Annotated in this window: 19 protein-coding genes and 1 tRNA gene; 14 read left to right on the top strand and 6 right to left on the bottom strand. The window is 66.4% G+C overall.

Annotated elements, in window-relative coordinates; translation table 11 throughout:
- The first annotated feature begins 21 nt into the window (after nt 1–21).
- The 7 genes from AC5Y49_RS13460 (at nt 22) to AC5Y49_RS13430 (ending at nt 7280) form a co-directional block, all read left to right on the top strand.
- Complete coding sequence (locus AC5Y49_RS13460) at nt 22–1893, top strand: Hsp70 family protein (RefSeq protein WP_499887712.1); 1872 nt, start codon at nt 22–24, stop codon at nt 1891–1893.
- A 225-nt stretch (nt 1894–2118) separates the two neighbouring features.
- Nucleotides 2119–3555 (top strand): DUF7159 family protein, encoded by a 1437-nt coding sequence (locus tag AC5Y49_RS13455; protein WP_499887710.1) that lies wholly within the window; start codon nt 2119–2121, stop codon nt 3553–3555.
- Nucleotides 3556–3568: 13 nt separating this feature from the next.
- The gene (locus tag AC5Y49_RS13450) at nt 3569–3952 is read left to right on the top strand and encodes an Rv0313 family protein (RefSeq protein WP_499887708.1); all 384 of its coding nucleotides are present in this window, start codon (nt 3569–3571) and stop codon (nt 3950–3952) included.
- Nucleotides 3953–3988: 36 nt separating this feature from the next.
- Nucleotides 3989–4888 (top strand): glycoside hydrolase family 16 protein, encoded by a 900-nt coding sequence (locus tag AC5Y49_RS13445; RefSeq protein WP_499887706.1) that lies wholly within the window; start codon nt 3989–3991, stop codon nt 4886–4888.
- A 131-nt stretch (nt 4889–5019) separates the two neighbouring features.
- The gene (locus AC5Y49_RS13440; RefSeq protein WP_499888009.1) at nt 5020–5730 is read left to right on the top strand and encodes a cutinase family protein; all 711 of its coding nucleotides are present in this window, start codon (nt 5020–5022) and stop codon (nt 5728–5730) included.
- A gap of 106 nt (nt 5731–5836) precedes the next feature.
- Nucleotides 5837–6499: a VldE C-terminal domain-containing protein gene (locus AC5Y49_RS13435; RefSeq protein WP_499887704.1), complete on the top strand. Its 663-nt coding sequence runs from the start codon at nt 5837–5839 to the stop codon at nt 6497–6499.
- A 274-nt stretch (nt 6500–6773) separates the two neighbouring features.
- Nucleotides 6774–7280: a hypothetical protein gene (locus AC5Y49_RS13430; protein ID WP_499887703.1), complete on the top strand. Its 507-nt coding sequence runs from the start codon at nt 6774–6776 to the stop codon at nt 7278–7280.
- A 180-nt stretch (nt 7281–7460) separates the two neighbouring features.
- Here AC5Y49_RS13430 and AC5Y49_RS13425 read toward each other — a convergent pair whose 3' ends face one another.
- The 4 genes from AC5Y49_RS13425 to AC5Y49_RS13410 all read right to left on the bottom strand — a co-directional run bounded on the left by AC5Y49_RS13425 (nt 7461) and on the right by AC5Y49_RS13410 (nt 10297).
- On the bottom strand, nt 7461–8294 hold the full coding sequence (locus tag AC5Y49_RS13425) for a L,D-transpeptidase (protein WP_499887702.1): 834 nt from the start codon (nt 8292–8294) through the stop codon (nt 7461–7463).
- A 283-nt stretch (nt 8295–8577) separates the two neighbouring features.
- Complete coding sequence (locus tag AC5Y49_RS13420; RefSeq protein WP_499887700.1) at nt 8578–9876, bottom strand: type II toxin-antitoxin system HipA family toxin; 1299 nt, start codon at nt 9874–9876, stop codon at nt 8578–8580.
- Nucleotides 9866–10117: a helix-turn-helix domain-containing protein gene (locus AC5Y49_RS13415; RefSeq protein WP_499887699.1), complete on the bottom strand. Its 252-nt coding sequence runs from the start codon at nt 10115–10117 to the stop codon at nt 9866–9868. The genes AC5Y49_RS13420 and AC5Y49_RS13415 overlap by 11 nt, the downstream gene beginning before the upstream one ends.
- 106 nt (nt 10118–10223) lie before the next feature.
- Nucleotides 10224–10297, bottom strand: a tRNA-Gly gene (locus tag AC5Y49_RS13410).
- Nucleotides 10298–10380: 83 nt separating this feature from the next.
- Between AC5Y49_RS13410 and dcd the strand changes: the two genes are divergently transcribed.
- The 7 genes from dcd to rfbA all read left to right on the top strand — a co-directional run bounded on the left by dcd (nt 10381) and on the right by rfbA (nt 17525).
- Nucleotides 10381–10959 (top strand): dCTP deaminase, encoded by a 579-nt coding sequence (dcd, locus tag AC5Y49_RS13405; RefSeq protein ID WP_499887698.1) that lies wholly within the window; start codon nt 10381–10383, stop codon nt 10957–10959.
- 153 nt (nt 10960–11112) lie between these two features.
- Nucleotides 11113–12591, top strand: a complete 1479-nt coding sequence (locus tag AC5Y49_RS13400; RefSeq protein WP_499887696.1) for a DUF7159 family protein — start codon at nt 11113–11115, stop codon at nt 12589–12591.
- Nucleotides 12592–12667: 76 nt separating this feature from the next.
- Complete coding sequence (locus AC5Y49_RS13395; protein ID WP_499887695.1) at nt 12668–14080, top strand: DUF7159 family protein; 1413 nt, start codon at nt 12668–12670, stop codon at nt 14078–14080.
- 81 nt (nt 14081–14161) lie between these two features.
- Nucleotides 14162–15487: a UDP-glucose dehydrogenase family protein gene (locus AC5Y49_RS13390; RefSeq protein WP_499887693.1), complete on the top strand. Its 1326-nt coding sequence runs from the start codon at nt 14162–14164 to the stop codon at nt 15485–15487.
- A gap of 5 nt (nt 15488–15492) precedes the next feature.
- Nucleotides 15493–16248 (top strand): maleylpyruvate isomerase family mycothiol-dependent enzyme, encoded by a 756-nt coding sequence (locus tag AC5Y49_RS13385; RefSeq protein ID WP_499887691.1) that lies wholly within the window; start codon nt 15493–15495, stop codon nt 16246–16248.
- 28 nt (nt 16249–16276) lie between these two features.
- Nucleotides 16277–16648 (top strand): nuclear transport factor 2 family protein, encoded by a 372-nt coding sequence (locus AC5Y49_RS13380; RefSeq protein ID WP_499887689.1) that lies wholly within the window; start codon nt 16277–16279, stop codon nt 16646–16648.
- A gap of 10 nt (nt 16649–16658) precedes the next feature.
- Nucleotides 16659–17525, top strand: a complete 867-nt coding sequence (rfbA, locus tag AC5Y49_RS13375; RefSeq protein ID WP_499887687.1) for a glucose-1-phosphate thymidylyltransferase RfbA — start codon at nt 16659–16661, stop codon at nt 17523–17525.
- Between the two features lie 25 nt (nt 17526–17550).
- On the opposite strand, the gene AC5Y49_RS13370 is transcribed toward rfbA, so the two are convergent.
- On the bottom strand, nt 17551–18843 hold the full coding sequence (locus tag AC5Y49_RS13370; RefSeq protein ID WP_499888007.1) for a pyridoxal phosphate-dependent aminotransferase: 1293 nt from the start codon (nt 18841–18843) through the stop codon (nt 17551–17553).
- A 20-nt stretch (nt 18844–18863) separates the two neighbouring features.
- The gene (locus AC5Y49_RS13365) at nt 18864–21698 is read right to left on the bottom strand and encodes a (Fe-S)-binding protein (protein ID WP_499888006.1); all 2835 of its coding nucleotides are present in this window, start codon (nt 21696–21698) and stop codon (nt 18864–18866) included.
- Nucleotides 21699–21862 lie beyond the last annotated feature (164 nt).

Raw genomic sequence — 21862 nt, 5'->3', positions numbered from 1 at the left:
TCGATGCGAGGTATTCACTGTATGTACGACCCGTTGGGGTTGTCGATCGGGACCACGAACTTAGTGGCGGTGCGTAACGGAAGTCCGCCCGTTACGCGCCGCTCGGTGTTGACGCTGTTTTCGGATCGCGAACCACAACTCGGTGCGCCTATGCCGGACACGAGGTCGACCGATCACGGCACATTGGTCGGCGGCTTCGTCGAACGCGTCGGTGACTCACGGGCTTTGGTGTCCGCCGACGGCTCTACTCATGATCCCGCGCTGTTGCTGGTCGAAGCGCTGGATGCGATCATTTCTGCGGCCGGGGGCGACGCCTCGACATCCGAGATCACGATCGCGCTTCCGGCCTACTGGGGTCCGGGCTCCGTGCAATCGTTACGGGCTGCACTGCGTACTCACGCCGGTTTCGTTCGAAGCGGCATGGCACCACGGCTGGTGTCGGATGCCGTTGCAGCATTGACGGCGTTGAATTCCGATGCGCGCCTGCCCGGCCATGGCGTGGTGGGCCTGCTGGATTTCGGCGGCGGTGGAACCAGCATCACGTTGGCCGACGCAGAGTCGGACTTCATCCCGATCGGTGAAACACTTCGCTACTCAGCGTTTTCCGGCGACCAGATCGACCAAGATCTCCTGGCTCACGTCCTTTCGGATATCGGCCATGCCGCCCAGGCCGATCCCGCCGGCACTGCCGCGGTCGGTCAACTCGCCGACTTGCGCGAGGCGTGTCGTACCGCCAAGGAGCAGTTGTCGACCGAGACGGCGACTGAAGTGATAGTCGAACTTCCGGGACGGCGCACCGTCGTCGCGGTAATGCGCACCCAGCTAGAGCATCTCGTCGAGGAGCGGTTGAGCGGTGTGTTCTCCGCATTCGACGAGATGTTGTCCCGCCACAAGATTGCCCGCGGGGATCTTGCGGCGGTAGCGATGGCCGGCGGCGGCGCCAGCATTCCTCTTGTCGCTCAACGTTTCTCATCACACGCGAAGGCCTCGGTGGTGACCGCTGTGCGGCCCGCGCTGGCTATGGCGGTCGGTGCGGTGATGCTGTCGTCGCGCGAGCCGGGCGAGCAGGAAGCGGACGAGGCCCAGACATCGACGGCGATGGCCCCGGTGGCTAGCGCAGCCACCGGCGGTTTCGCTGCGAATACCGGTGGTTTCGCCGCGCACAGCGGGGCGTTCGACGCGCCCACCGGCGACTTCGGAATCCCCGCCGGTGATGTGCTTGTCGAGGACCCGCCGGTGACGCGACGGGAGCTGGCCTGGTCGGAAGCCGACGACGACGACGGGCCGCTCGCCTACTTCGGCGAACCCTATGGCGACGATCGCGGCGGTGCGCCGCCGTCGCAGTACCTGCTGACGCTGCAGCCGCCGCCCGACGACCGTCCTCGACGTGGGTACCGCCTGCCGCAGTTGCTGTTTGGCTTCGGCGCGTTGGTCGCGATGTTCGCGATCGGCGGGGTGGCGTATTCGTTGACCAGCGTCACCGGACACCATGCGCCGCCGGCGCCCAGCAGCGTCGCGCCTCCGCCTCAATTACCCAACACCCAGCCGCCGTCGCCGAGCCCAGCACCGCCACCGCCGCCCAGCGCCGCGCCGACGCCCAGTGTGGCGCCGCCGCCACCACCGACCAGCGCCGAACCACCTCCTCCGCCGCCGGTCACCACCACGCATCGGCCACCGCCGAGCACGACCACGCATCAGCCGACGACGACCACCACGACCACTACGACGACGACCACGACTCCGCCGCCCACCACCACGACGACCACGACGACGACGGTGCCCATGACGACGGAGTACCTGAGGATTCCGTTGGTGCCGGTGCCCATTCCGATTCAAGTCCCGCAGAATCAGGCCCCGGCTCCGGACAATCCGTTTCTGAACCCCGGACCGTAGGGTCGACCCGGGAATCCGCCCGACCACGTGGCCCGTGAATCGATCCGGGTTTGCGTTTCGCGCACGTCGAGTAGGGTGGAAGGGCCAAGCTTGGTGGAGGCTGACGCCGCCGTGCCGTCGTCTTGGTCCGCGCAGAACTTCATAAGCAGGAAGTTTTGTGGATGACAGCCCAAACGGTGTGCTCCTCCGCCCAGATTCTGGCCAGCAAAGAATTTTGGAGGAGCAGTGGACATCGTACTCGGCGTGTCGATGGCGCCCACGACGGTCCGCATGGTGCTGGTCGAAGGCGAGAACGCCGACGGAGTCACCGTCGAGGAAGACAGCTTCGCAGTTGCCGACGCCGACGATAGAGCAACGTTCAGGGCGCCCGAACAGGTGATCGGCGCGATCCTCGGTACCAGGCAAGCGGCCGCCGAAGGGGGCCACCGGCTGATGTCGACCGGGGTGACATGGACCGAGCCCAGCGAAGTCCGCGCGCTGCGCGATGCACTGGCCGTCCGGGAAACCCGCAACGTCATGCTGGTATCTCCGCTGCTGGCGGCCGCCGCGCTGACCCAGACCGTCGGTCAGGCGGTCGGCTACGAGTACATCGCGCTGGTATTCGCCGAGGCGGACAGCGCGACGGTGGCCGTGGTGGAAGTCACCGACGGTTCGATCGTCGATCTGCAGCGTCAGCAGATCCGGTGTGTGCAGCCCAGCCCCGCCGGGGTTTCCGCGCTCGCCAAGATGATCGGGCGCCTGGAGGAGCTGGAGTCGCGCCCGGGCGGTGTGTTCATCGTCGGCTGCGGCGTAGACATCGTGCCGGTCAAACACGGCCTGGAAGAGCTGGTCTCGCTTCCGGTGAGCGCGCCTGAAGAACCGGATATGGCGCTGGCGCGGGGGGCGGCGTTGGCGTCGGCCAACGCACCCCTGTTCGCGTCGTCAACCGCGGCGCTGGCCTACGCGCAAGATCCCGGAACCGGTGAGGTGAACCACGACGTCATCGCACCGGCCTACCTTGACGTTTCGGCCAACGCCAGCGTGGGCTCCGGAGCCCTCGCATACAGCGCCGTCGCCGACGAGGACGACGACAGCAGCCCGCGGCACCGGCCGTTCCTGCTGGTCGGCAGCGGAGCCGCGGCGATAGTGGCCATCGGCGTTGTGGCGGTGGTGGTTTCGCTGGCCAGCGATGTGCGCCCGTCGATCGGTCAACGACCTAACCCCGATGGCAAGGGCGTCGTCCCGACCGCGCCCGCAAGCCCGCACCCACCCGCCGCGGCCGCTCCGGCCCCCGCAGCGCCGCCCGTCGCATCGCCGCCGGCACCGCCGCCGTCGGCCGTCCCACCCGCACCGCCACCCGCCGCACCTGCACCGGCGCCGGAGACCATCCCCGAGCCGGCGCCTGTGGTGCGGCAGCAGCCGCAGCAAGTCGTCAACCCGCCGCCGGTCCGGCAGACGCCGGCCCGGCAAGCACCCGCCTATGTCCCGCCTCCGGCAGCAGAACCGGCGCCCCCGCCGGCCGCGCCCGCGCCGCCGCCAGCCGCGCCCCCGCCGCCGCCGGCCGCTCCACCACCGCCGCCGGCTCCCCAGCTGCCACCGATGACGATGTACCTGCACCTGCCGTTCGTCACGGTGCCGATACCGATCAATCCGCCGCCGCCACCGCCGCCGCCGGGGCCATAACGGGAGAGTTGCCATGGGAGAGAACGGTCCGTTCGGGTTCGATCCCGACGACTTGGATCGGGTAATGCGCGAGGCGGGGGAAGGATTGCGCGACGCTTTCGAACGCTTCAGCCGGTTCGTCACGGTCCCCGGCGAACGCGCCGGCTGGTCCGCGCTTTTCGAAGATCTGGCCCGGCGCTCACGCACCGAGCCGGAAACCACCGGCGAAGCCGGCGACGGCGTCTGGGCGATCTACACCGTCGACGCCCAGGGCGGCGCCCGCGTCGAAGAGGTGTATGCAACCGAGTTGGATGCGCTGCGCGCCAACAAGAACAACACCGACCCGACGCGCAAGGTGCGATTCCTGCCCTACGGCATCGCAGTCAGCGTCCTCGACGATTCGGACGAGAGCCCGTAACGCCACGACTTTGAGTCGGCGCGTGACCGGATTGTGATGCGCGCCCCCACTGGCTCATGGTTTCATTCGTCTGTGCCTGAGATGAATCGTCGCAACGTGATGTTGATGCTGGGAATCGGCGCGGTGGCAGCTGCGAGCCCGCTGCCCACAGCCGGTGCTAACCCGTCCCGACCGGCGCCACCGCCCACGGCGCCGCCCGGTGCGACGACTGGGGCCTTCCTGTTCCACGACGAGTTCGACGGCCCGGCCGGCTCGGCGCCTGATCCCTCCAAGTGGACGGTGTCCAACCACCGCACTCCGATCAAGAACCCGGTCGGCTGGGACCGGCCGGAGTTTTTCGGGCAATACCGCGACAGTCGCCAAAACGTATTCCTGGACGGCAATTCCAACCTCGTTCTGCGCGCCACCCACGACGGCGACGCCTACTACGGCGGCCTGGTGCACGGCAACTGGCGCGGGGGCATCGGCACCACGTGGGAAGCGCGTGTCAAGCTCAACTGCCTCACCGGCGGTTGCTGGCCGGCCTGGTGGCTATCCAACGACTTTCCCGAGCGTGAAGGTGAAGTCGACCTGCTCGAGTGGTACGGCAACGGGGAGTGGCCGTCGGGAACCACCGTCCACGCCGATCCCTACGGCACCGCATTCGAGACTCATCCGATCGGAGTGGACGGCGGCTGGCACACCTGGCGGGTCACGTGGAATGCAACCGGTTTCTACTTCTGGGAAGACTACGTCGACGGCGCCGAGCCGTACTTCAGCGTTCCGGCGATCGGCATCGAAGACCTCAACGACCCCATCCGCAAATGGCCCTTCAACGACCCCGACTACACGATGTTTCCGGTGTTGAACCTTGCCGTCGGCGGATCCGGTGGCGGCGATCCCGCGTCGGGTTCCTATCCGGCGGACATGCTCATCGACTGGGTACGCGTCTTCTGAGTTTTGCAGTTGGTTTTATCTCGCCGAAAACCGGGAAGACACCCGAGCGCAGCGTAAGTTCAGATCAGGTCGGGGGTCGCTGACGCGACACGGTGGGGGTAAACATGAACGGCATTGAGTGGATCCGTGCCATGCGGGCGCCCCGGTTCGGCCGCATCTTTCCCGCTATGGCAGTGCTGATTGCGGCGGCGCTGCTCGGCGTGCCCGCTCCAGTCGCGGCGGCACAGCCATGTCCTGACGTCGAGGTGCTGTTCGCCCGGGGTACCGGCGAGCCCCCTGGCGTGGGCGGAGTGGGGCAGGCCTTCGTCGACTCGTTGACGTCGAAAGCCGGCGGCAAATCGGTCGGCGTGTATCCGGTCAATTACCAGGCCAGCGGCGATTTCGGCGGTGGGATCGAATTCGCCAGAACCTTCGTTGACGGAATCAGAGACGAAGGCACCCACGTCGAGTCCACGGCCGCGAACTGCCCCAACACCCGAATGGTGCTCGGCGGATACTCCCAAGGCGCCGCCGTGACCGGGTTCGTCACTTCGGCCAGTGTTCCGAAGGAAGTGCCCGCGGAGTATGTGTCGTATGTGCCCCAGCCGCTGCCCGCCGAAGTCGCCAACCATGTCGCCGCGGTGGTTCTGTTCGGAACGCCGTCGAACGAGTTTTTGCGCGGCGCCGGAGCGCCGCCCATCACGATTGGGCCGCTCTACACAGCCAAGACCCTGGAGCTGTGCGCCCCGGACGACACGGTGTGCAATGGGGCGCCACCCGGACAGCCCGGCGCCGCGCACCTTCTTTACCCGGTGAACGGCATGGTGGACCAGGGCGCGGATTTCGCCGCGAGTCGTCTGTAAAACCCCAGGTCGCTGCCCTGTTTTGCAGGCCAGGCGCAGTCGCCGTCGCTTTTCGGCCGTTACAAAATTGTGACTATTGCCGGTTTTGCTCGTAAAGTGGCTTGCCGTGGGTCGGCACCGATTAGCCACGAAGCGACGAAAGTCACCGGCAATCATGGCTACCGCTATCGGCGCGGGCGCCGTCTTCTTTGCCCTCGGCGGCAGCGCCCGTTCATTCGGTCCCGCCGGCGAGGCCGGTTCAGTAGCCGACGACGCTGCGGGCTGCTGCCTCGAGATCGTGGGGGGCGCACCGACCGCCGTCGCGTCGGCGTCGCCCAGTGCGGGTTCCATTCCCGACGACACGGTGGCGGCATCGAGATGGCGGGTCATTGATCGACGGACTCCGCAGCTGTTGCCCGTCGGGGTGGCACCGGAGCAGGGTTTACAGGTCAAGACGATCCTGGTCGCTCGCAGTATCAGCGCGCTGTTCCCCGAGATTCAGAGCATCGGCGGCGTTCGGCCGGATTCGTTGCGCTGGCACCCCAACGGTTTGGCCCTTGACGTGATGATTCCCAATCCGGGTAGCGCCGAAGGCATCGCACTCGGTAACGAGGTCGTCGCGTTCGCGCTGAAAAACGCGGAACGGTTCGGATTGCAAGACGCCATCTGGCGCGGCACCTACTACACGCCCAACGGCCCGCAATCATCCGGATATGGCCACTACGACCACGTCCACATCACCACCACCGGCGGCGGCTATCCCAGCGGTGGCGAAATCTACATGCGCTGACCGCGGAAACCGTCTGTCCGCCGGCGCGCGCCGCGGTTGACCGCAAAAGCATGCCCGCGCTGAAGATCCGCGCTGCGCTGCCCTAACCCTGCGCCCTTCTCGAAGGAGCGAACGTCACCATTTGGACACGGCGCGGCGCGGCACGACCCGTATTCCACACCTGTTGCAAACAATTGAGTCGGTCGTCGAGGTACGACCTCGGTTCGGCTATGTGGTTCTGCTGCACCATCAAAATTTCGGAAATATCTGAGCGCAAATAGAGGAGTTGAGGGTGATGACGATCTTTGATCGGCTCGAGATCAAAGTAGTTGCCAGCGCTGGGTTGTGCGGAGCCGCTATAGCGTTATGCCCGCACGCAGTAGCCGCCCCGTTCACCACGGGCGGCTCCGCGTGCATGCAGGGTTCGGCCGGCGAAGTGCCGGCCGCCGCAGGCGGAGCGGGCGCCGCGGGTGCCGCGGGTGCCGCGGACGCATGCGGTCCGGCGGCCGCCCCGGTCACCGATATGGCTGGCGTGCCGATGGCCGTCCCGGGGCCGCTGCCGGTCGGTGCGCCAGTCCCGATCGGCGCGCCGCTACCGATCGGGGCTCCGTTGCCAGTTGCGCCGGTGGTGCCGGCCGGCGCGCCGCTGATCGCGCTTGGGGGCGCGCCGGCCGGGGCGCCAATCGTCGACATGTCGGGCGCCTACGCAGGTAAGGGTGAGCCGACCGCTCCGGCGCCGGCCGGCGGGCCAGTGCCCGGCGAGCCGGTTCCGGCCGGTCCTGCGGCTGGGGGCGCGAGCTGACACTGATCCTCTCCCGGCCGCACGGACCCGCTGGATTCCCACCAGCGGGTCCGTCCCGTTTGCAATGACGACGGGGGCGGGGATGTTGCATGTCAGGGGCGAGGCGTGCGCCGGTGAAAAGCCGTTATACAAAAGCAGATTGACCCGCACACCCGCACATCGTCGAGCCGCGGGACCTGGTCAGCTCAGCCGGTGCGGTCGCTCGATTCCTGATTCCTGCACAATCACCGGGTCGCCGATGTGGACCGTGTTGAAGTACCACTCTGCGTCCTCGGGGCTCAGACTGATGCAGCCGTGGCTGACGTTTTCCAGTCCCAGTGAATTGACAGCCCACGGAGCCGAATGCACGAAGATGCCGCGGTTGGTGATACGGACGGCGTAATCGACCGAAAGGTGGTAGCCCTCAGGGTCGTTGACGGGAATGCCGACGCTGCTCGAATCCATGGTTACTGAGCGTTCTTTGGACAAGACCGTGTAGGTGCCGACGGGCGTGGGGAAGTGCGGTCTACCCATGGAGGCCGGCAGTACGCCCGTTTCTCCGAAGTGAGGCCGGTGGTGTGGCGTCGGTAGGGGTGGCGGCGGTCCTGCCTCGACCCCGTCGATGCTCACGGTGAACGTGTGCGCCGAGATATCGGCAATACCGAGAACGGCGGGACCCGTTTTGAACTGGCTGGAGACGCCGCCGACCGACAGCGCGACTGTACTGTGCGCCGGCCAGAATCGGTCGGGACTCCACTGCATAACCTCGTTGTCGAGCCATTCGAACTTGCCGGTCATCGCGGGCACTGAGGTGATCCCGATGGCGCGTTCGGCCGCGCGCCGGTTGACGACGGGCGCGCCGAATGTCACCACCACCGGGTGCGCCACACCCACCACCGCGCCCTGCGCCGGTAAGACCGATGCGATGGTGAAACTGTGCGATTGGTACGCCGCCGGGCTTACGCCGGCCGGCCCCACGACCATGCTCGCGGCGATCACGAGCACAACAAGAGCGCAACGAACAACCGCCCGCATGAGTCTGTTTCCTTTTAATTGACAGGGTTGTAATAGCGATGGTAGGTGGGGCCTGTAGATTGGAACGGCAAGGGCGCGTTCGCAATTCGGTCAAGTCTTCGTCACGTTTTGGCTACGGCGAGCCAACCTGTCAAATCGCGTCGAGACGTACCGGCGATCCACTGAGCGATTGCACCTAATGTCGACACTGTTGATCTGAGTACACCTGAGGCGCTCATGCGGCTTGCGAGGCTTTTGGCTGGCTCCCGAAGCCAGGAATTCAAAACTGTTACCGCGGCGGCTTCTACGGGCCGGTGCCGTCCAAGGTGGACTCCGAATCGGCGGATTCCAAAGACACGGTCGGCCACGAGTTCCGGGTCCACAATTGATCAAGGTTCGACTTGACCGACTCGGCTCCCGATGGAAGCGCGATGCGCTCGACCGAGCCGTATACCCGCTCCATGCATGACTGTATCGTCGCACGTGCTCGCCGCATCCCCATGCCCCACGATGCCGCTTCGGAGGACAGGTCATCGATGTTGATGTTGTCGATACTCGTCTTACCGTTGATCACATGACCTGTGCCCTTGAAGGCGGGATCCAGATACATCACCGGAGCGGCATCATAGAGCGGAGCCAGGGACACGCTCCCATCGCGACCGATCATCACTGAATAATTTTTCGAGTGAGCGTCAGCGTTACCCATCACGACGTTAAACGTCACAGCCTTCAGCAACGCCAATCGAAAGCCGTCGGGGTCCAGCGCCCTTGGTGCGGCCGCGCGCGCTAGGCGTCGTAGCCTCGACCCTAACCGGGTTGCTTCGCTGGTGCTTTCGTACTTGGCCTGAGGATCGAGACCTAGCGCTTGACAGAAATCCTCCTGATGCAGCCGGTTGCCGTCAGGGGTGCGGTCATAGCGGACAACGACAATGGCCTCGCGCTCTTGGAACCGCGCTAAACGCGACTCCGCAGCATTTATGCCTGCACCCCGCGCCACTCGTAACGCCCAGTCCTCCGTCTGAACGAGGTGCTTCACGGCTCCGCCGAGTGGTTCGGGCTTGATGATGTGCGTTGAGGCCGCACCGGCTTCAGGCCAGCCCCAGCCGTCGAGAAGAGCCACCAACAGCACTTTGTCCTGGATGCCGGCTAGCGATGCCTGTGGTGTGGTGCCCTCGGGCAGGTGGTAGGTCGGTAGGTCCGCGATAAGAGTGTCGGCCTCCTGCTTGGTCAATCGGCGGACTTGGCCGGCGTTGGGCTTTGTGCCGTCGGCGAGGATCTGCACAGCGCCGGCACATTCCGCGCCTACCCGTTCCAATAGCGTCATCGTGTCGTTGATGGGTACGCCAGCCACGGTGGCGATGTGGCGGCGCAGGTTGCCCTCTGGGAGAAGTCCTTCGATGAATGCCGACACCTGCAACACGCCGTTCCTGTCTTGGATGGGCTGTCGTGAGATGGGCAATGCCAAAGACAGGACTCGACTTCCCTCGCCGAAGGTGTCGAGCGCTTCGTCGGTGAATTCTAAACGCAGGCGAAATCGGCGTGGCTCACTCAATCTGGCGACGTGGGCGCCGTACAACCAAACGTCAAGCGCTTTAGGTGCCATCGATTACCGTCACTCGGGAAAACTTCGGCACTAGCGCGAGCGCGACGCCGCACTCCGACAGCGCGCGCAGCGCTATGTCGACGCTGACAGATTCCCCCCGCTCAAGACGGGAGATAGTCATGCGAGTGACTCCGATACGGTTAGCGAGCTCATCCTGGTGAAAGCCTCTAGCTTGGCGAGCGCGCCGCATGTGTTCGCCGAGTTCGACGGTGTCGTACACGAGCGGTACCGGATGATGCATATTTCGATCATACGACAGACATGCCTCAATGATCAATATTTCGATCATAAGACGAGAAGCTGCATACGATCAATATTCCGAGCACCGCGGGGCCGAACGGAAGTTTTGGAGCCGATGACGGGAATCGAACCCGCGTATTCAGCTTGGGAAGCTGATGTTCTGCCATTGAACTACATCGGCGCGGATGCTTGACGAAGGCTAGCATCCGGCGCCGCGCCGTTCGGCGGCAACGCAGCTGCCACCACAGCCGATACGCTCGTCGGGTGCTGCTCTCCGATCGTGACCTCAGAGCCGAAATCGCCGGCGGCCGATTGGGCATCGACCCGTTCGATGACGCGCTGGTGCAGCCGTCCAGCGTGGACGTTCGCCTCGACAGCATGTTCCGGGTGTTCAACAACACCCGCTACACCCACATTGACCCGGCCAGGCAGCAGGACGAGCTGACCAGCCTGGTGCAACCGGTCGACGGGGAACCGTTTGTGTTGCACCCCGGAGAGTTCGTACTCGGTTCGACGCTGGAGTTGTGCACCTTGCCCGACAACCTGGCCGGCCGCTTGGAAGGCAAGTCGTCGCTGGGACGGCTGGGGCTGCTGACCCACTCGACCGCCGGCTTTATCGACCCCGGCTTCAGCGGCCACATCACGTTGGAGCTCTCCAACGTCGCCAACCTGCCGATCACGTTGTGGCCGGGGATGAAGATCGGTCAACTGTGCATCCTGCGGTTGACCAGCCCGGCCGAGCACCCGTACGGCAGTGCGCGAGCCGGGTCGAAATACCAAGGTCAGCGTGGCCCAACGCCGTCGCGCTCCTACCAGAACTTCCTCAAGTCCACCCAGCCGTAATGCCATGCCGCACAGCCGAGTGAGGTACCGCACGCCCGCGGCCACCCGGCGAAATTCGTGCGGGCCGGTAGGCTCGAGGTAACAGGGTCAGCGGGGACGGGTTAGGTGCTGCCCACTATCGCGAGTAGCTAGCAAACTACTTTGGAGGAAGTAGTGGACATCGTAATGGGTGTGTCGATGGCACCCTCAACGGTCCGGATGGTGCTGGTCGAGGGCGAAAATGCCGATGGTGCCACCGTCGACCGGGACAACTTCGAGATCAACGGCAACGGCCATGCAGTAAACCCTGCCGTGACCGACCAGGTGATCTCGGCCATCATGGGCACTCGTGAAGGCGCAGCCGAAAGCGGTTACCACCTGACGTCGACCGGGGTGACCTGGACCGATCAGCTCGAGGCCGCCGCGCTGCATGACGCGTTGGCGGCCCGCAAGATCGAAAACGTCATGCTGGTGTCGGCATTTTTGGCCGCGGCCGCGTTGGCCCAGGCGGCCGCCAACGCCGCCAACTACGCCAACACTGCACTGCTATTTATTCAGCCGGACACCGCCACCCTGGCCGTGGTGGACTCGGACGACGGGTCCGTCTTCGACGTGCACCGCCAACCGCTGCCCGAAGACGACGACGAGGCCGTCGCCGCGTTGGTCAAGCTGGCTTCCGACGCCCAGGCGCTGGACGAACGCCCCGACGGCTTGTTCGTCGTCGGCTCTGGCGTGGACATCCCGTTGATCAAACCGGCGCTGGAGGCCGCGACGTCGCTACCGGTGAGCGCGCCCGAGGAACCCGACCTGGCGCTGGCGCGCGGAGCAGCCCTGGCCTCTGCGAGCGCACCGCTGTTCGCGTCGTCGACCGCCGCGCTGGCCTATGCCCAGGATCCCGGCACCGGCGCCGTCGACCCGTATGCCGTCTCGCCCGGTTACCTGGCCGCCGCGGACGTTTCCGCCGATGCGGAGTCGGGGGAGGGGGCGCTTGCCTACAGCGCAGTGCCCGACGAGGAAGCCGAGGCCTACACCGCAGAAGGGCCCGAGGCCTACAGCGACCTCGACGACCAAGACGAAAACCTGGATTCCGGCATGCTCGACTTTCGGGTCGCGCACGGCGAGTCCCTGAGTCGCAGGCCGTTCCTGACCGCCATCAGCGTGCTGACGATCTTCGTGGTCGGCGTTGTGGCACTGGTCATTTCGCTGGCGTTCACTATCCGGCCGTCGGTCAGCGAACGACCCGACATCGGACACAACGTCGTTGCCCCGTCTAAGCAGGCTCCCGCGCCACCGCCGCCGTCGGCACACGTGCCCGCCCCGGCTCCCGCGCCGCCCACACCGGCCGCACCTCCCCCTGCACCGGCTGGGGCTCCCGCGCCAGCCCCGGCACCCGCCCCCGCGCCGGCTCCAGCGCCTGCACCCGCGCCGGCTCCTGCTCCTGCTCCTGCGCCGCCGGCTCCGCCACCGCTGCCGCCGGTACTGCCGCAGCTCGGCGAGATCTTGGCGCCGCCGCAGCAAGGCCCACCCCTGCGGCCCCGCGGCGATGACCACGGCGGCGGAGGCTGGGGGCACGGTCGCGGCCGTGGCCACGGCGGCGGACCGGGGATCAAGATCCCGCTGCCGGTGCCCGGGCTCAACCTCGGTATCGGGTAAGCGCCGGTTCCTCCGCCCCACAAAAACGGGTACTCCTCCAACCGGACCCTGACGGCGGCAAGAATTTGGAGGAGCAGTGGACACCGTACTTGGCGTGTCGATGGCACCCTCGACGGTTCGCATGGTGCTGGTGGAGGGCGAAAACGGCGACGGCGCCACTGTCGAGCAGGATGACTTTGCCCTGCCCGGCAACGGCGACGCGGCGCCGCCCAGCGCGCCGGAGCAGGTGGTCTCGGCGATCCTGGGCACCCGGGAAGGCGCGGCCGAAGGCGGCTACCAGCTGTCATCGACCGGCGTGACCTGGACCGACCAGCTCGAGGCCGCCGCGCTGCGCGACGCGCTGGCTGCCCACAAGATCGAAAACGTCATGCTGGTGTCGGCGTTTCTGGCCGCCGCTGCGCTGGCCCAGAGCGTCGGCAGCGCCAACGGCTACGGCCGAACCGGCCTGCTGTTCGTCGAACCCGATGCCGCAACGACCGCCATTGTCGATTCCGCGGACGGATCGGTCGTCGAGGCGCGCCGCGAGCCGTTTACCAGCGGTGACCCCGCCGCGGAGCTGGCCGCGATGGTCGGCGACATGCAGGCCCTGGAGTCGCGCCCGGACGGGCTTTTCATGGTCGGTTCCGGAGTGGACGTCGGCCCTCTCAAGCCCCAACTGGAAGCGACCACGTCGCTGCCGGTGAGCTCACCCGAGGAGCCCGCGACGGCGCTGGCCCGCGGCGCGGCGCTGGCTTCGGCGCACGCGCCGTTGTTCTCGTCGTCCACCGCGGCGCTGGCGTATGCACAGGATCCCGGCACCGGTGCGGTCGACCCGTATGCGGTGACGCCGGCGTATCGGCCAATGCCCGACGCGGCCGCCCAAGCGGGAGGCGACGCACTTGCCTACAGCGCCGTCGCCGACGACGAAGCCAACGCTCCCACCGCCCTCGCCGACCGCCAACCAACGGTCCCGGACGAGGATCAGCAGCGCCGGCCGCGCAGGCGATTGACCATGGTGTCCGGTGCGGTGGCCGCGATCTTCGTGGTCGGCGTCGTGGCGCTGGCGATTGCGCTGGTGGTCACACTGCGCCCGACGGGTGAGCAGCCCAATCCAGGCCACAAGATGGTCGTGCCGGGCAATTCGGAACCGCAGCAAGCGCCGCCTCCCGCTCCGCCGCCCCCCGCCTCCGCGCCGGCACCGGCACCCGCTCCGGCGGCCCCGGCTCCAGCGGCGCCCGCTCCCGCTCCAGCACCGGCACCCGCGGCTCCCGCGCCGGCGCCTGCCCCCGCACCCGCCGCTCCGCCACCTGCGGCGCCGGCGGTGCCGCAAATCCCGCAGATCCCGGGGCTCCCAGGCGGCGGTGGCGGGCCACCCGGCATTCCGGGTGGTGGCCACGGTGGTGGCGGCGGCGGCGGTCATGGCGGCGGCCACGGTGGCGGTCATGGCGGCGGTGGCGGCGGCGGCGGGATTCCCGGCGTCCCGGGCATCCCAGGAGTTCCCGGCCTGTAACAGCAAACTGTCATCTGACGTTCGCTTAGCGCTCAGGGAGCGGTCACGGTCAGCTCGTCGCGGCCGCATACACACGGTGTTATGCGATGCACCGTCTTCGGCACGGGTTATCTGGGTGCTACCCACGCCGCCGGGATGGCCGAGCTGGGCCATGACGTCGTCGGGGTCGACATCGATCCGGGCAAAGTCGCCAAGCTTGCCGGCGGCGACATTCCGTTCTACGAGCCGGGGCTGCGAAAGCTGTTGAGCGACAACCTCGCTGCGGGACGGCTTCGGTTCACCACCGATTACGAGATGGCTGCCGAATTCGCCGACGTGCATTTCCTGGGAGTCGGTACGCCGCAGAAGCGGGGCGAATACGGCGCGGACCTGCGCCATGTGCACGCCGTCATCGACGCGCTGGTGCCGCGGCTGACCCGCCCATCGGTGATCGTCGGCAAATCCACGGTGCCGGTGGGTACCGCCGCCGAACTGGGTCGACGCGCGCGGTCCATCGCGCCGCCCGGAGTCGACGTCGAGGTGGCCTGGAACCCGGAGTTTCTGCGCGAGGGCCTGGCGGTGCAGGACACGCTGCAGCCAGACCGCATCGTGCTGGGCGTGGAACCTGGCTCCACGTACGCCGAGGCCGCCCTGCGTGAGCTGTATCAACCGCTGCGACAGGCCGGTGTGCCGTTCCTGGTCACCGATTTGCAAACCGCCGAACTGGTCAAAGTGGCCGCCAATGCGTTCCTGGCGACCAAAATCTCGTTCATCAACGCGGTCTCCGAAGTCTGCGAAGCCGCCGGCGCCGACGTCACGATGCTGGCCGACGCACTCGGGCACGACCCGCGCATCGGCCGTCGATGCCTCAACGCCGGCCTCGGTTTCGGCGGCGGCTGTCTGCCCAAAGACATCCGGGCATTCATGGCCCGCGCCGGGGAGCTGGGAGCCGATCAGGCGCTGACGTTCCTGCGCGAAGTCGACAACATCAACATGCGCCGACGCAGCCGCATGGTCGAACTGGCCACCACCGCCTGCGGCGGGTCACTGCTGGGCGCCAACATCGCTGTGCTCGGCGCCGCGTTCAAACCCGAATCCGACGACGTGCGCGACTCGCCGGCGCTCAACGTCGCCGGCCAACTTCAGCTCAACGGCGCCGCGGTCAACGTCTACGACCCCAAAGCGCTGGAGAACGCACAACGGCTGTTTCCGACCCTGAACTACGCGGTGTCGATCACCGAGGCGTGCGAGCGCGCCGACGCCGTGCTGGTGCTCACCGAGTGGCCCGCATTCGTCGACCTCGACCCCGGCGACCTGGCCAATCAGGTGCGCGCCAAAGTCATTGTCGACGGCCGCAACTGTCTCGACGTCGCCCGCTGGCAGCAGGCGGGTTGGCGGGTGTATTGCTTGGGCCGCCGCGTAACCTGACCCGGGTGGATTACGCGGCAGCATTTCTCGAGGAGAACCGCGCCTTCGGTGAGGTGATCCGCAGCGGCGACCCGTCGACCCCAGTCCCGACCTGCCCGGACTGGACCATCCAGCAGCTGTTTCGGCACGTCGGCCGCGGCGACCGGTGGGCGGCCCAGATCATCACCGACCGAGTCGACCACTTTCTGGACCCCCGCTCCGTTGAGGGCGGCAAGCCGCCACCAGACCTCGACGACGCCATCTCGTGGCTGCACGCCGGCGCGCGGCGGCTCATCGATGCCGTCGAGCTGGCTGGTGTGGAAACCCCGGTATGGACCTTTCTCGGACAGCGCCCGGCGTACTGGTGGGTGCGGCGTCGCCTGCACGAGGCGACCGTGCACCGCGCCGACGCTGCACTCGCGTTCGGTGGCGACTACACGCTGAGCGCCGAGCTGGCGGCCGATGGCATCAGCGAATGGCTGGAACGTGTGGCAGCTCAAGCCGGACGCGACGATGCACCGATGCCGCTCGAGCAGGGCAACACCGTTCACCTGCACGCCACCGACCCCGGGTTGGGCGCATCGGGCGAATGGACGATCAGCGCCGGCGACTCCGGGATCACCTGGTCGCATGACCACGGCAAGGGAACGGTGGCGCTGCGGGGTGCCGCCGCCGACCTGCTGTTGGCCGCCACCCGGCGGGTTTCGGCCACCGACACCGATATCGCGGTGTTCGGCGACACCGCGGTCTGGCAGAACTGGCTCGACCACACGCCGTTCTAGGTCAGCCCGACCCGGTATTTTGCAGTCCATGAGCACATCGGAGATCGCTACCGTGCTGGCTTGGTACGACGCCCTCAACGCGTCCGACATCGACACCTTGGTCGCCCTGTCTAGCGACGACATCGAAGTCGGTGACGCACGCGGTGCCGGTCAGGGCCACGACGCGCTGCGGCAATGGGCGAGCGCTCGCCCGAGCGGCACCGAACCGGGCAGGATGTATGTGCACGACGGCGTCGTCGTCGTCGAACACAAGGCCGGTCCCGACGATCCGCCCGCTAACGTCGTTGCGGCTGCGGCGTTCCGGGTGGTCCACGATCACATCACCTCGGTATTCGGTCATCGCGACTTGGCGGCCGCACTGGCCGCGACCGATCTCACCGAGGCCGACCTCGTCGACTGAGGAGTAGCACATGCGCGGCATCATTCTGGCCGGCGGATCGGGCACCCGGCTCTATCCGATCACGATGGGCTCCAGCAAGCAGTTGCTGCCCGTCTACGACAAACCGATGATCTACTACCCGCTGTCCACGCTGATCATGGCCGGCATTCGCGACATCCAGATCATCACCACCGGCCACGATGCGCCGGCTTTCCAGCGGTTACTCGAGGACGGCGCGGCATTCGGCATCAACATCAGCTACGCGGTACAGGACCGTCCCGACGGCCTGGCCCAGGCGTTCGTCCTCGGGGCAGACCACATCGGTAATGACTCGGTGGCATTAGCCTTGGGAGACAACATCTTCTACGGCCCGGGCCTGGGAACGAACCTCAGCCGCTTCCAAACCGTCGACGGCGGAGCAATTTTCGCCTACTGGGTGGCCAACCCATCGGCCTACGGTGTCGTCGAATTCAGCGACGACGGCATTGCGTTGTCGCTGGAGGAGAAGCCGGCCACCCCCAAATCGCAATACGCGGTTCCGGGTCTGTACTTCTATGACAACGATGTGATCGAGATCGCGCGTGGTCTGCGACCGTCGGCGCGCGGCGAGTACGAAATCACCGAGGTGAACCAGATTTACCTGAATCAAGGCAGGCTCAACGTCGAAGTGCTCGCACGCGGCACCGCCTGGTTGGACACCGGGACGTTCGATTCCCTGCTGGACGCCAGCGACTACGTGCGCACGGTCGAGCGCCGACAAGGCCTCAAGATCGGTGTTCCCGAGGAAGTGGCCTGGCGCAGTGGCTTCATCGACGACGAGCAACTGGCGCGGCGCGGCCGGTCGCTGGCGAAGTCCGGGTACGGCAATTACCTACTGGGCCTGTTGGAACAACGCTGATCTCCCGTACACCCACACGTTGTGTTTACTGGCGGTAGCTGGCCAAGAAATTACCCAGCCGCTCGATCGCATGGGACAGGTCGCGTGCCCACGGCAGCGTCACGATGCGCAGATGATCGGGTGCGGGCCAATTGAATCCAGTGCCCTGAGTCACCAGAATCTTTTCCGTCAACAGCAGGTCCAGCACCAACTGCTCGTCGTCGGCGATGTCGTACACCTCGGGATCCAGTCGCGGGAAGGTGTACAGCGCACCTGCGGGCTTGACGCACGACACCCCGGGAATCTCGTTGAGTTTGGTCCACGCCACATCGCGCTGTTCGAGCAGCCGGCCACCCGGAAGCACCAGGTCGTCGATGCTCTGGTAACCGCCCAGCGCGACCTGGATGGCGTGCTGCGCAGGGACATTCGGGCATAGCCGCATGTTCGCCAGCAGGTGGATACCTTCGATGAAGCTGCTGGCATGGTCTTTGGGACCGGTGATCGCCAGCCAGCCGGCCCGATACCCGGCCACCCGATAGGCTTTCGACAATCCATTGAACGTCAGGCACAACACGTCGGGCGCTACCGACGCCATGTTGATGTGTTGGGCGTCGTCGTAGAGGATCTTGTCGTAGATTTCGTCGGCGAGCAGCAGCAGCTGATGCTTGCGCGCCAAATCGGCTAGCTGGGTGAGGACTTCGCGGCCGTAGACGGCACCGGTTGGGTTGTTCGGATTGATCACGACCAGCGCCTTGGTGCGCTCGGTGATCTTGGACTCGATGTCGGCGATGTCAGGCTGCCAGCCTTGAGTCTCGTCGCACAGATAGTGCACCGGGGTGCCGCCGGCAAGCGACGTCGACGCTGTCCACAGCGGATAGTCGGGTGCCGGGATCAACACCTGATCGCCGTTGTCCAGCAGGGCTTGCAGCGTCAGCGTGATCAGCTCGGAGACACCGTTGCCCAGGTAGACGTCGTCGACGTCGAACCGTGGGAAGCCCTCGATGACTTCGTAGCGGGTGACCACCGCACGCCGCGCCGGCAGGATTCCCTTGGAGTCGGAATAGCCCTGCGCATTCGGCAACGCCTGGATCATGTCGCGCATGATCACGTCGGGAGCTTCGAACCCGAACGGTGCCGGGTTACCGATGTTCAACTTGAGAATCCGGTGCCCCTCGGCCTCCAGCCGTGCGGCGTGATCATGCACCGGGCCACGGATCTCGTAGAGGACATCCTGCAGTTTGGACGACTGCGCGAACGTGCGCTGCCGCGGCGGATGCCCGGTGGCCTGCCAGGGCAGCTGATGCGTAGTCACGTCAACTATGGTGCCACGGTTGTCCAGTGAAAATTCGCTAAAGCGCCTCAGCGCTTGCCCGGGGGCCGCGCGCCTTTGGCGATCCCCAACCCTTTGACCGGGGGCGTTGGCGTTTCGCTGTCGCCATCCTGGTCGGTGGACGCCGGCTTGGATTCCGGTTCCGGCTTTGCTTCGGGCGCCGGCGCCGGCTCGGCACTCGCCGGTTGCGCGGGGGCTTCTGCGGGCTTCGCAGCGGCTTTTTTGGCGCCGGGTCGTTTGGCCCCGGCGGCGATGCCCAGCCCCTTGACCGGCGCGGCGGGCGCCTTGGCTTCCGGTTTGGCTTCGGCCGTGGTCTCTGCTTCCGGCGTTGCTTCCGGGGCGGCCGCGGAGTCTGCTGGTGCAGCGGTCTTCTTGGCGCCGGGCCGTTTGGCGCCGGCGGCCATGCCCAACCCCTTCACGGGCGCCGTGGCTTTGGCTTCTTGGGCCGGTTGCGCCGGCGCTGCGGCCTTTTTCGCGCCCGGCCGTTTAGCGCCGCCGGCGATACCCAGACCGGTAACCGCCTTGGCGGCCTTCTCGTCGGTGGGAGCGGCGGTTTCGGGTTCCGGCTTGGCCGTTTCCTTGGCCGGCGCGGTCGCGGCCGGCGCCGCTGCGGCCTTGGGGGCGGCCTTGGCGGCCTCCTCGGCAGCCGTACCCTTTGCCGGCAGCGTGACGTTGCTGCGGTCGATGGTGTCCAGCAGGATGTTCGCCACGTCCCGCACGTCGACGTCCTCGCGGCCGGCGGCTTCGGCGCGGTCGTTGACGCCGTCGCTGACCATCACCCGGCAGAACGGGCAGGCGGTGGCCACCGTGGTGGCGCCGGTGCCCAGCGCCTCGTCGACGCGCTCATGGTTGATCCGCTTGCCGATGTGCTCTTCCATCCACATTCGCGCGCCGCCGGCGCCACAGCAGAAGCTGCGCTCGGCGTGCCGCGGCATCTCGGTCAGCGTCGCACCGGATGCCCCGATCAGATCGCGCGGCGCCTCGTAGACCTTGTTGTGCCGGCCCAGATAGCACGGGTCGTGGTAGGTGATCGAAGGTCCGTCGCCGTCCACCGGTTTGACCGAAACCAGCTTCTTGTCGCGCACCAGCCGGTTGAGCAGCTGGGTGTGGTGCAGCACGGAGTAGTTGCTGCCCAGTTGCTTGTATTCGCGGCCGATGGTGTTGAAGCAGTGCGGGCAGGTGACCACGATCTTGCGGTCGACGGTCTCCACGCCTTCGAAGACTCCGTCGAGCGTCTCGACGGCCTGGGCGGCCAGTTGCTGGAACAGGAACTCGTTGCCCGAACGGCGCGCCGAGTCGCCGTTGCAGGTTTCGCCGGTGCCCAGCACCATGAATTTCACCCCGGCGATGGCCAGCAGTTCGGCGACGGCCTTGGTGGTCTTCTTGGCCTTGTCGTCGTAGGCGCCGGCGCAGCCGACCCAGAACAAGTACTCATAGCCGTCGAAACTGTCGACGTCTTCGCCGTAGACCGGGACGTCGAAGTCGACCTCATTGATCCAGCTGGTCCGGTCGGCGGCGTTCTGCCCCCACGGGTTGCCCTTGGTTTCCAGGTTCTTGAACAGCACCGAGAGCTCGGAGGGGAACTCCGACTCCATCATCACCTGGTAGCGGCGCATATCGACGATGTGGTCGATGTGCTCGATATCCACCGGGCACTGCTCGACGCAGGCGCCGCACATCACGCAGGACCACAGCACGTCGGGGTCGATCACGCCGCCCTGCTCTTCGGTGCCGACCAGCGGGCGGTTGACCTGCTCGGGCCCGGAGCCGGGCACCCGGCCGAACCCGGATTCCGGGACGTGGTGACCTTCGCCGCGACCGGACTCGATGTAGCCGCCTTCGCCGGCCTCCTCGCCGGCCTGTTTCTCACCGAGCAGGTAGGGCGCCTTGGCCATCCAGTGATCGCGCAAGTCCATGATGACGAGCTTGGGCGACAACGGCTTGCCGGTGTTCCACGCCGGGCATTGCGACTGGCAGCGGCCGCATTCGGTGCAGGTGGCGAAGTCCAGCATCGCCTTCCAGCTGAAGTCTTCGATCTTGCCGCGGCCGAATTCGGCGTCGTCGGGCGGGTTTTCGAAGTCGATGGGCTTGCCGTCGGACTCGATCGGCAGCAGCGGCCCCAGCCCGTCGGGCAGTCGCTTGAACACGACGTTGATCGGTGCCAGGAAGATGTGCAGGTGCTTGGAGTGCAGCACGATGATCAGGAACGCCAGCATGACGCCGATGTGCAGCAGCAGGGCGACGGTCTCCAGCACTTCGTTGCCGGTGTGGCCGAGCGGCTTCAGGATCACGCCGAACAACTGCGACAGGAAAGCGCCGTTGCCGTAGGGCAGCGTGCCGTTGTTGACGGCCGACCCGCGCACCAGCACGTAGGTCCAGATGACGTTGAAGATCATGACCAGAATCAGCCACGCACCGCCGGTGTGCGAGCCGTAAAACCGTGACGTCCGGCCGATCTCACGTGGGCTGCGCAGCATGCGGATGATCGCGAATGTGACGATGCCGAGGAAGACGGCGGTGGCAAAGAAGTCCTGCAGGAAGCCCAGCGCATCCCAGCGACCGATGATCGGGATGTGGAAGTTCGGCTGGAAGAGCAGCCCGTAGGCCTCGATGTAGACCGTGAGCAGGATGAAAAAGCCCCACATAGTGAAGAAGTGGGCCAGGCCGGGGATCGACCATTTCAGCAGCCGGCGCTGCCCCAAGACCTCGGAGAGCTCGATCCAAATCCGTTCGCCGATATTGTCGGTGCGCCCGCTGGCCGATTGGCCGGTCAGGGTGAGTTTGGCCAGCCAGCCGACGCGCCGGGCGGCGAACAGCGCCACGACCGCTGTCATGCCCAGGCCGACTACCAGTCTGATCAGCATCTGTGTGTCCACTGAGCGTCTCTCCCCATTCTGGCGCTACTGATCGGTAACTTAACTAATGTTACTAGTCGGTAACTTAGCTGCCGGTGCCTGCTCGGCCAGCTCATAGTGACATCTTTGCGGTGGCTACCGCGACCAAGGCTGCCCTAACTCACGGCCCGTAG

The organism is Mycobacterium sp. NGS62 (assembly GCF_059812285.1).
This window is presented reverse-complemented; position numbering and strand designations above follow the sequence as displayed.

Coding starts and splice junctions, on each gene's coding strand:
- AC5Y49_RS13380 (WP_499887689.1), top strand. CDS start 16,277: ATGAGCACATCGGAGATCGCTACCGTGCTGGCTTGGTACGACGCCCTC.
- AC5Y49_RS13440 (WP_499888009.1), top strand. CDS start 5,020: ATGCGGGCGCCCCGGTTCGGCCGCATCTTTCCCGCTATGGCAGTGCTG.
- AC5Y49_RS13460 (WP_499887712.1), top strand. CDS start 22: ATGTACGACCCGTTGGGGTTGTCGATCGGGACCACGAACTTAGTGGCG.
- rfbA (WP_499887687.1), top strand. CDS start 16,659: ATGCGCGGCATCATTCTGGCCGGCGGATCGGGCACCCGGCTCTATCCG.
- AC5Y49_RS13415 (WP_499887699.1), bottom strand. CDS start 10,117: ATGCATCATCCGGTACCGCTCGTGTACGACACCGTCGAACTCGGCGAA.
- AC5Y49_RS13425 (WP_499887702.1), bottom strand. CDS start 8,294: ATGCGGGCGGTTGTTCGTTGCGCTCTTGTTGTGCTCGTGATCGCCGCG.
- AC5Y49_RS13420 (WP_499887700.1), bottom strand. CDS start 9,876: ATGGCACCTAAAGCGCTTGACGTTTGGTTGTACGGCGCCCACGTCGCC.
- AC5Y49_RS13445 (WP_499887706.1), top strand. CDS start 3,989: ATGCGCGCCCCCACTGGCTCATGGTTTCATTCGTCTGTGCCTGAGATG.
- AC5Y49_RS13390 (WP_499887693.1), top strand. CDS start 14,162: ATGCGATGCACCGTCTTCGGCACGGGTTATCTGGGTGCTACCCACGCC.
- AC5Y49_RS13430 (WP_499887703.1), top strand. CDS start 6,774: ATGACGATCTTTGATCGGCTCGAGATCAAAGTAGTTGCCAGCGCTGGG.
- AC5Y49_RS13450 (WP_499887708.1), top strand. CDS start 3,569: ATGGGAGAGAACGGTCCGTTCGGGTTCGATCCCGACGACTTGGATCGG.
- AC5Y49_RS13365 (WP_499888006.1), bottom strand. CDS start 21,698: ATGCTGATCAGACTGGTAGTCGGCCTGGGCATGACAGCGGTCGTGGCG.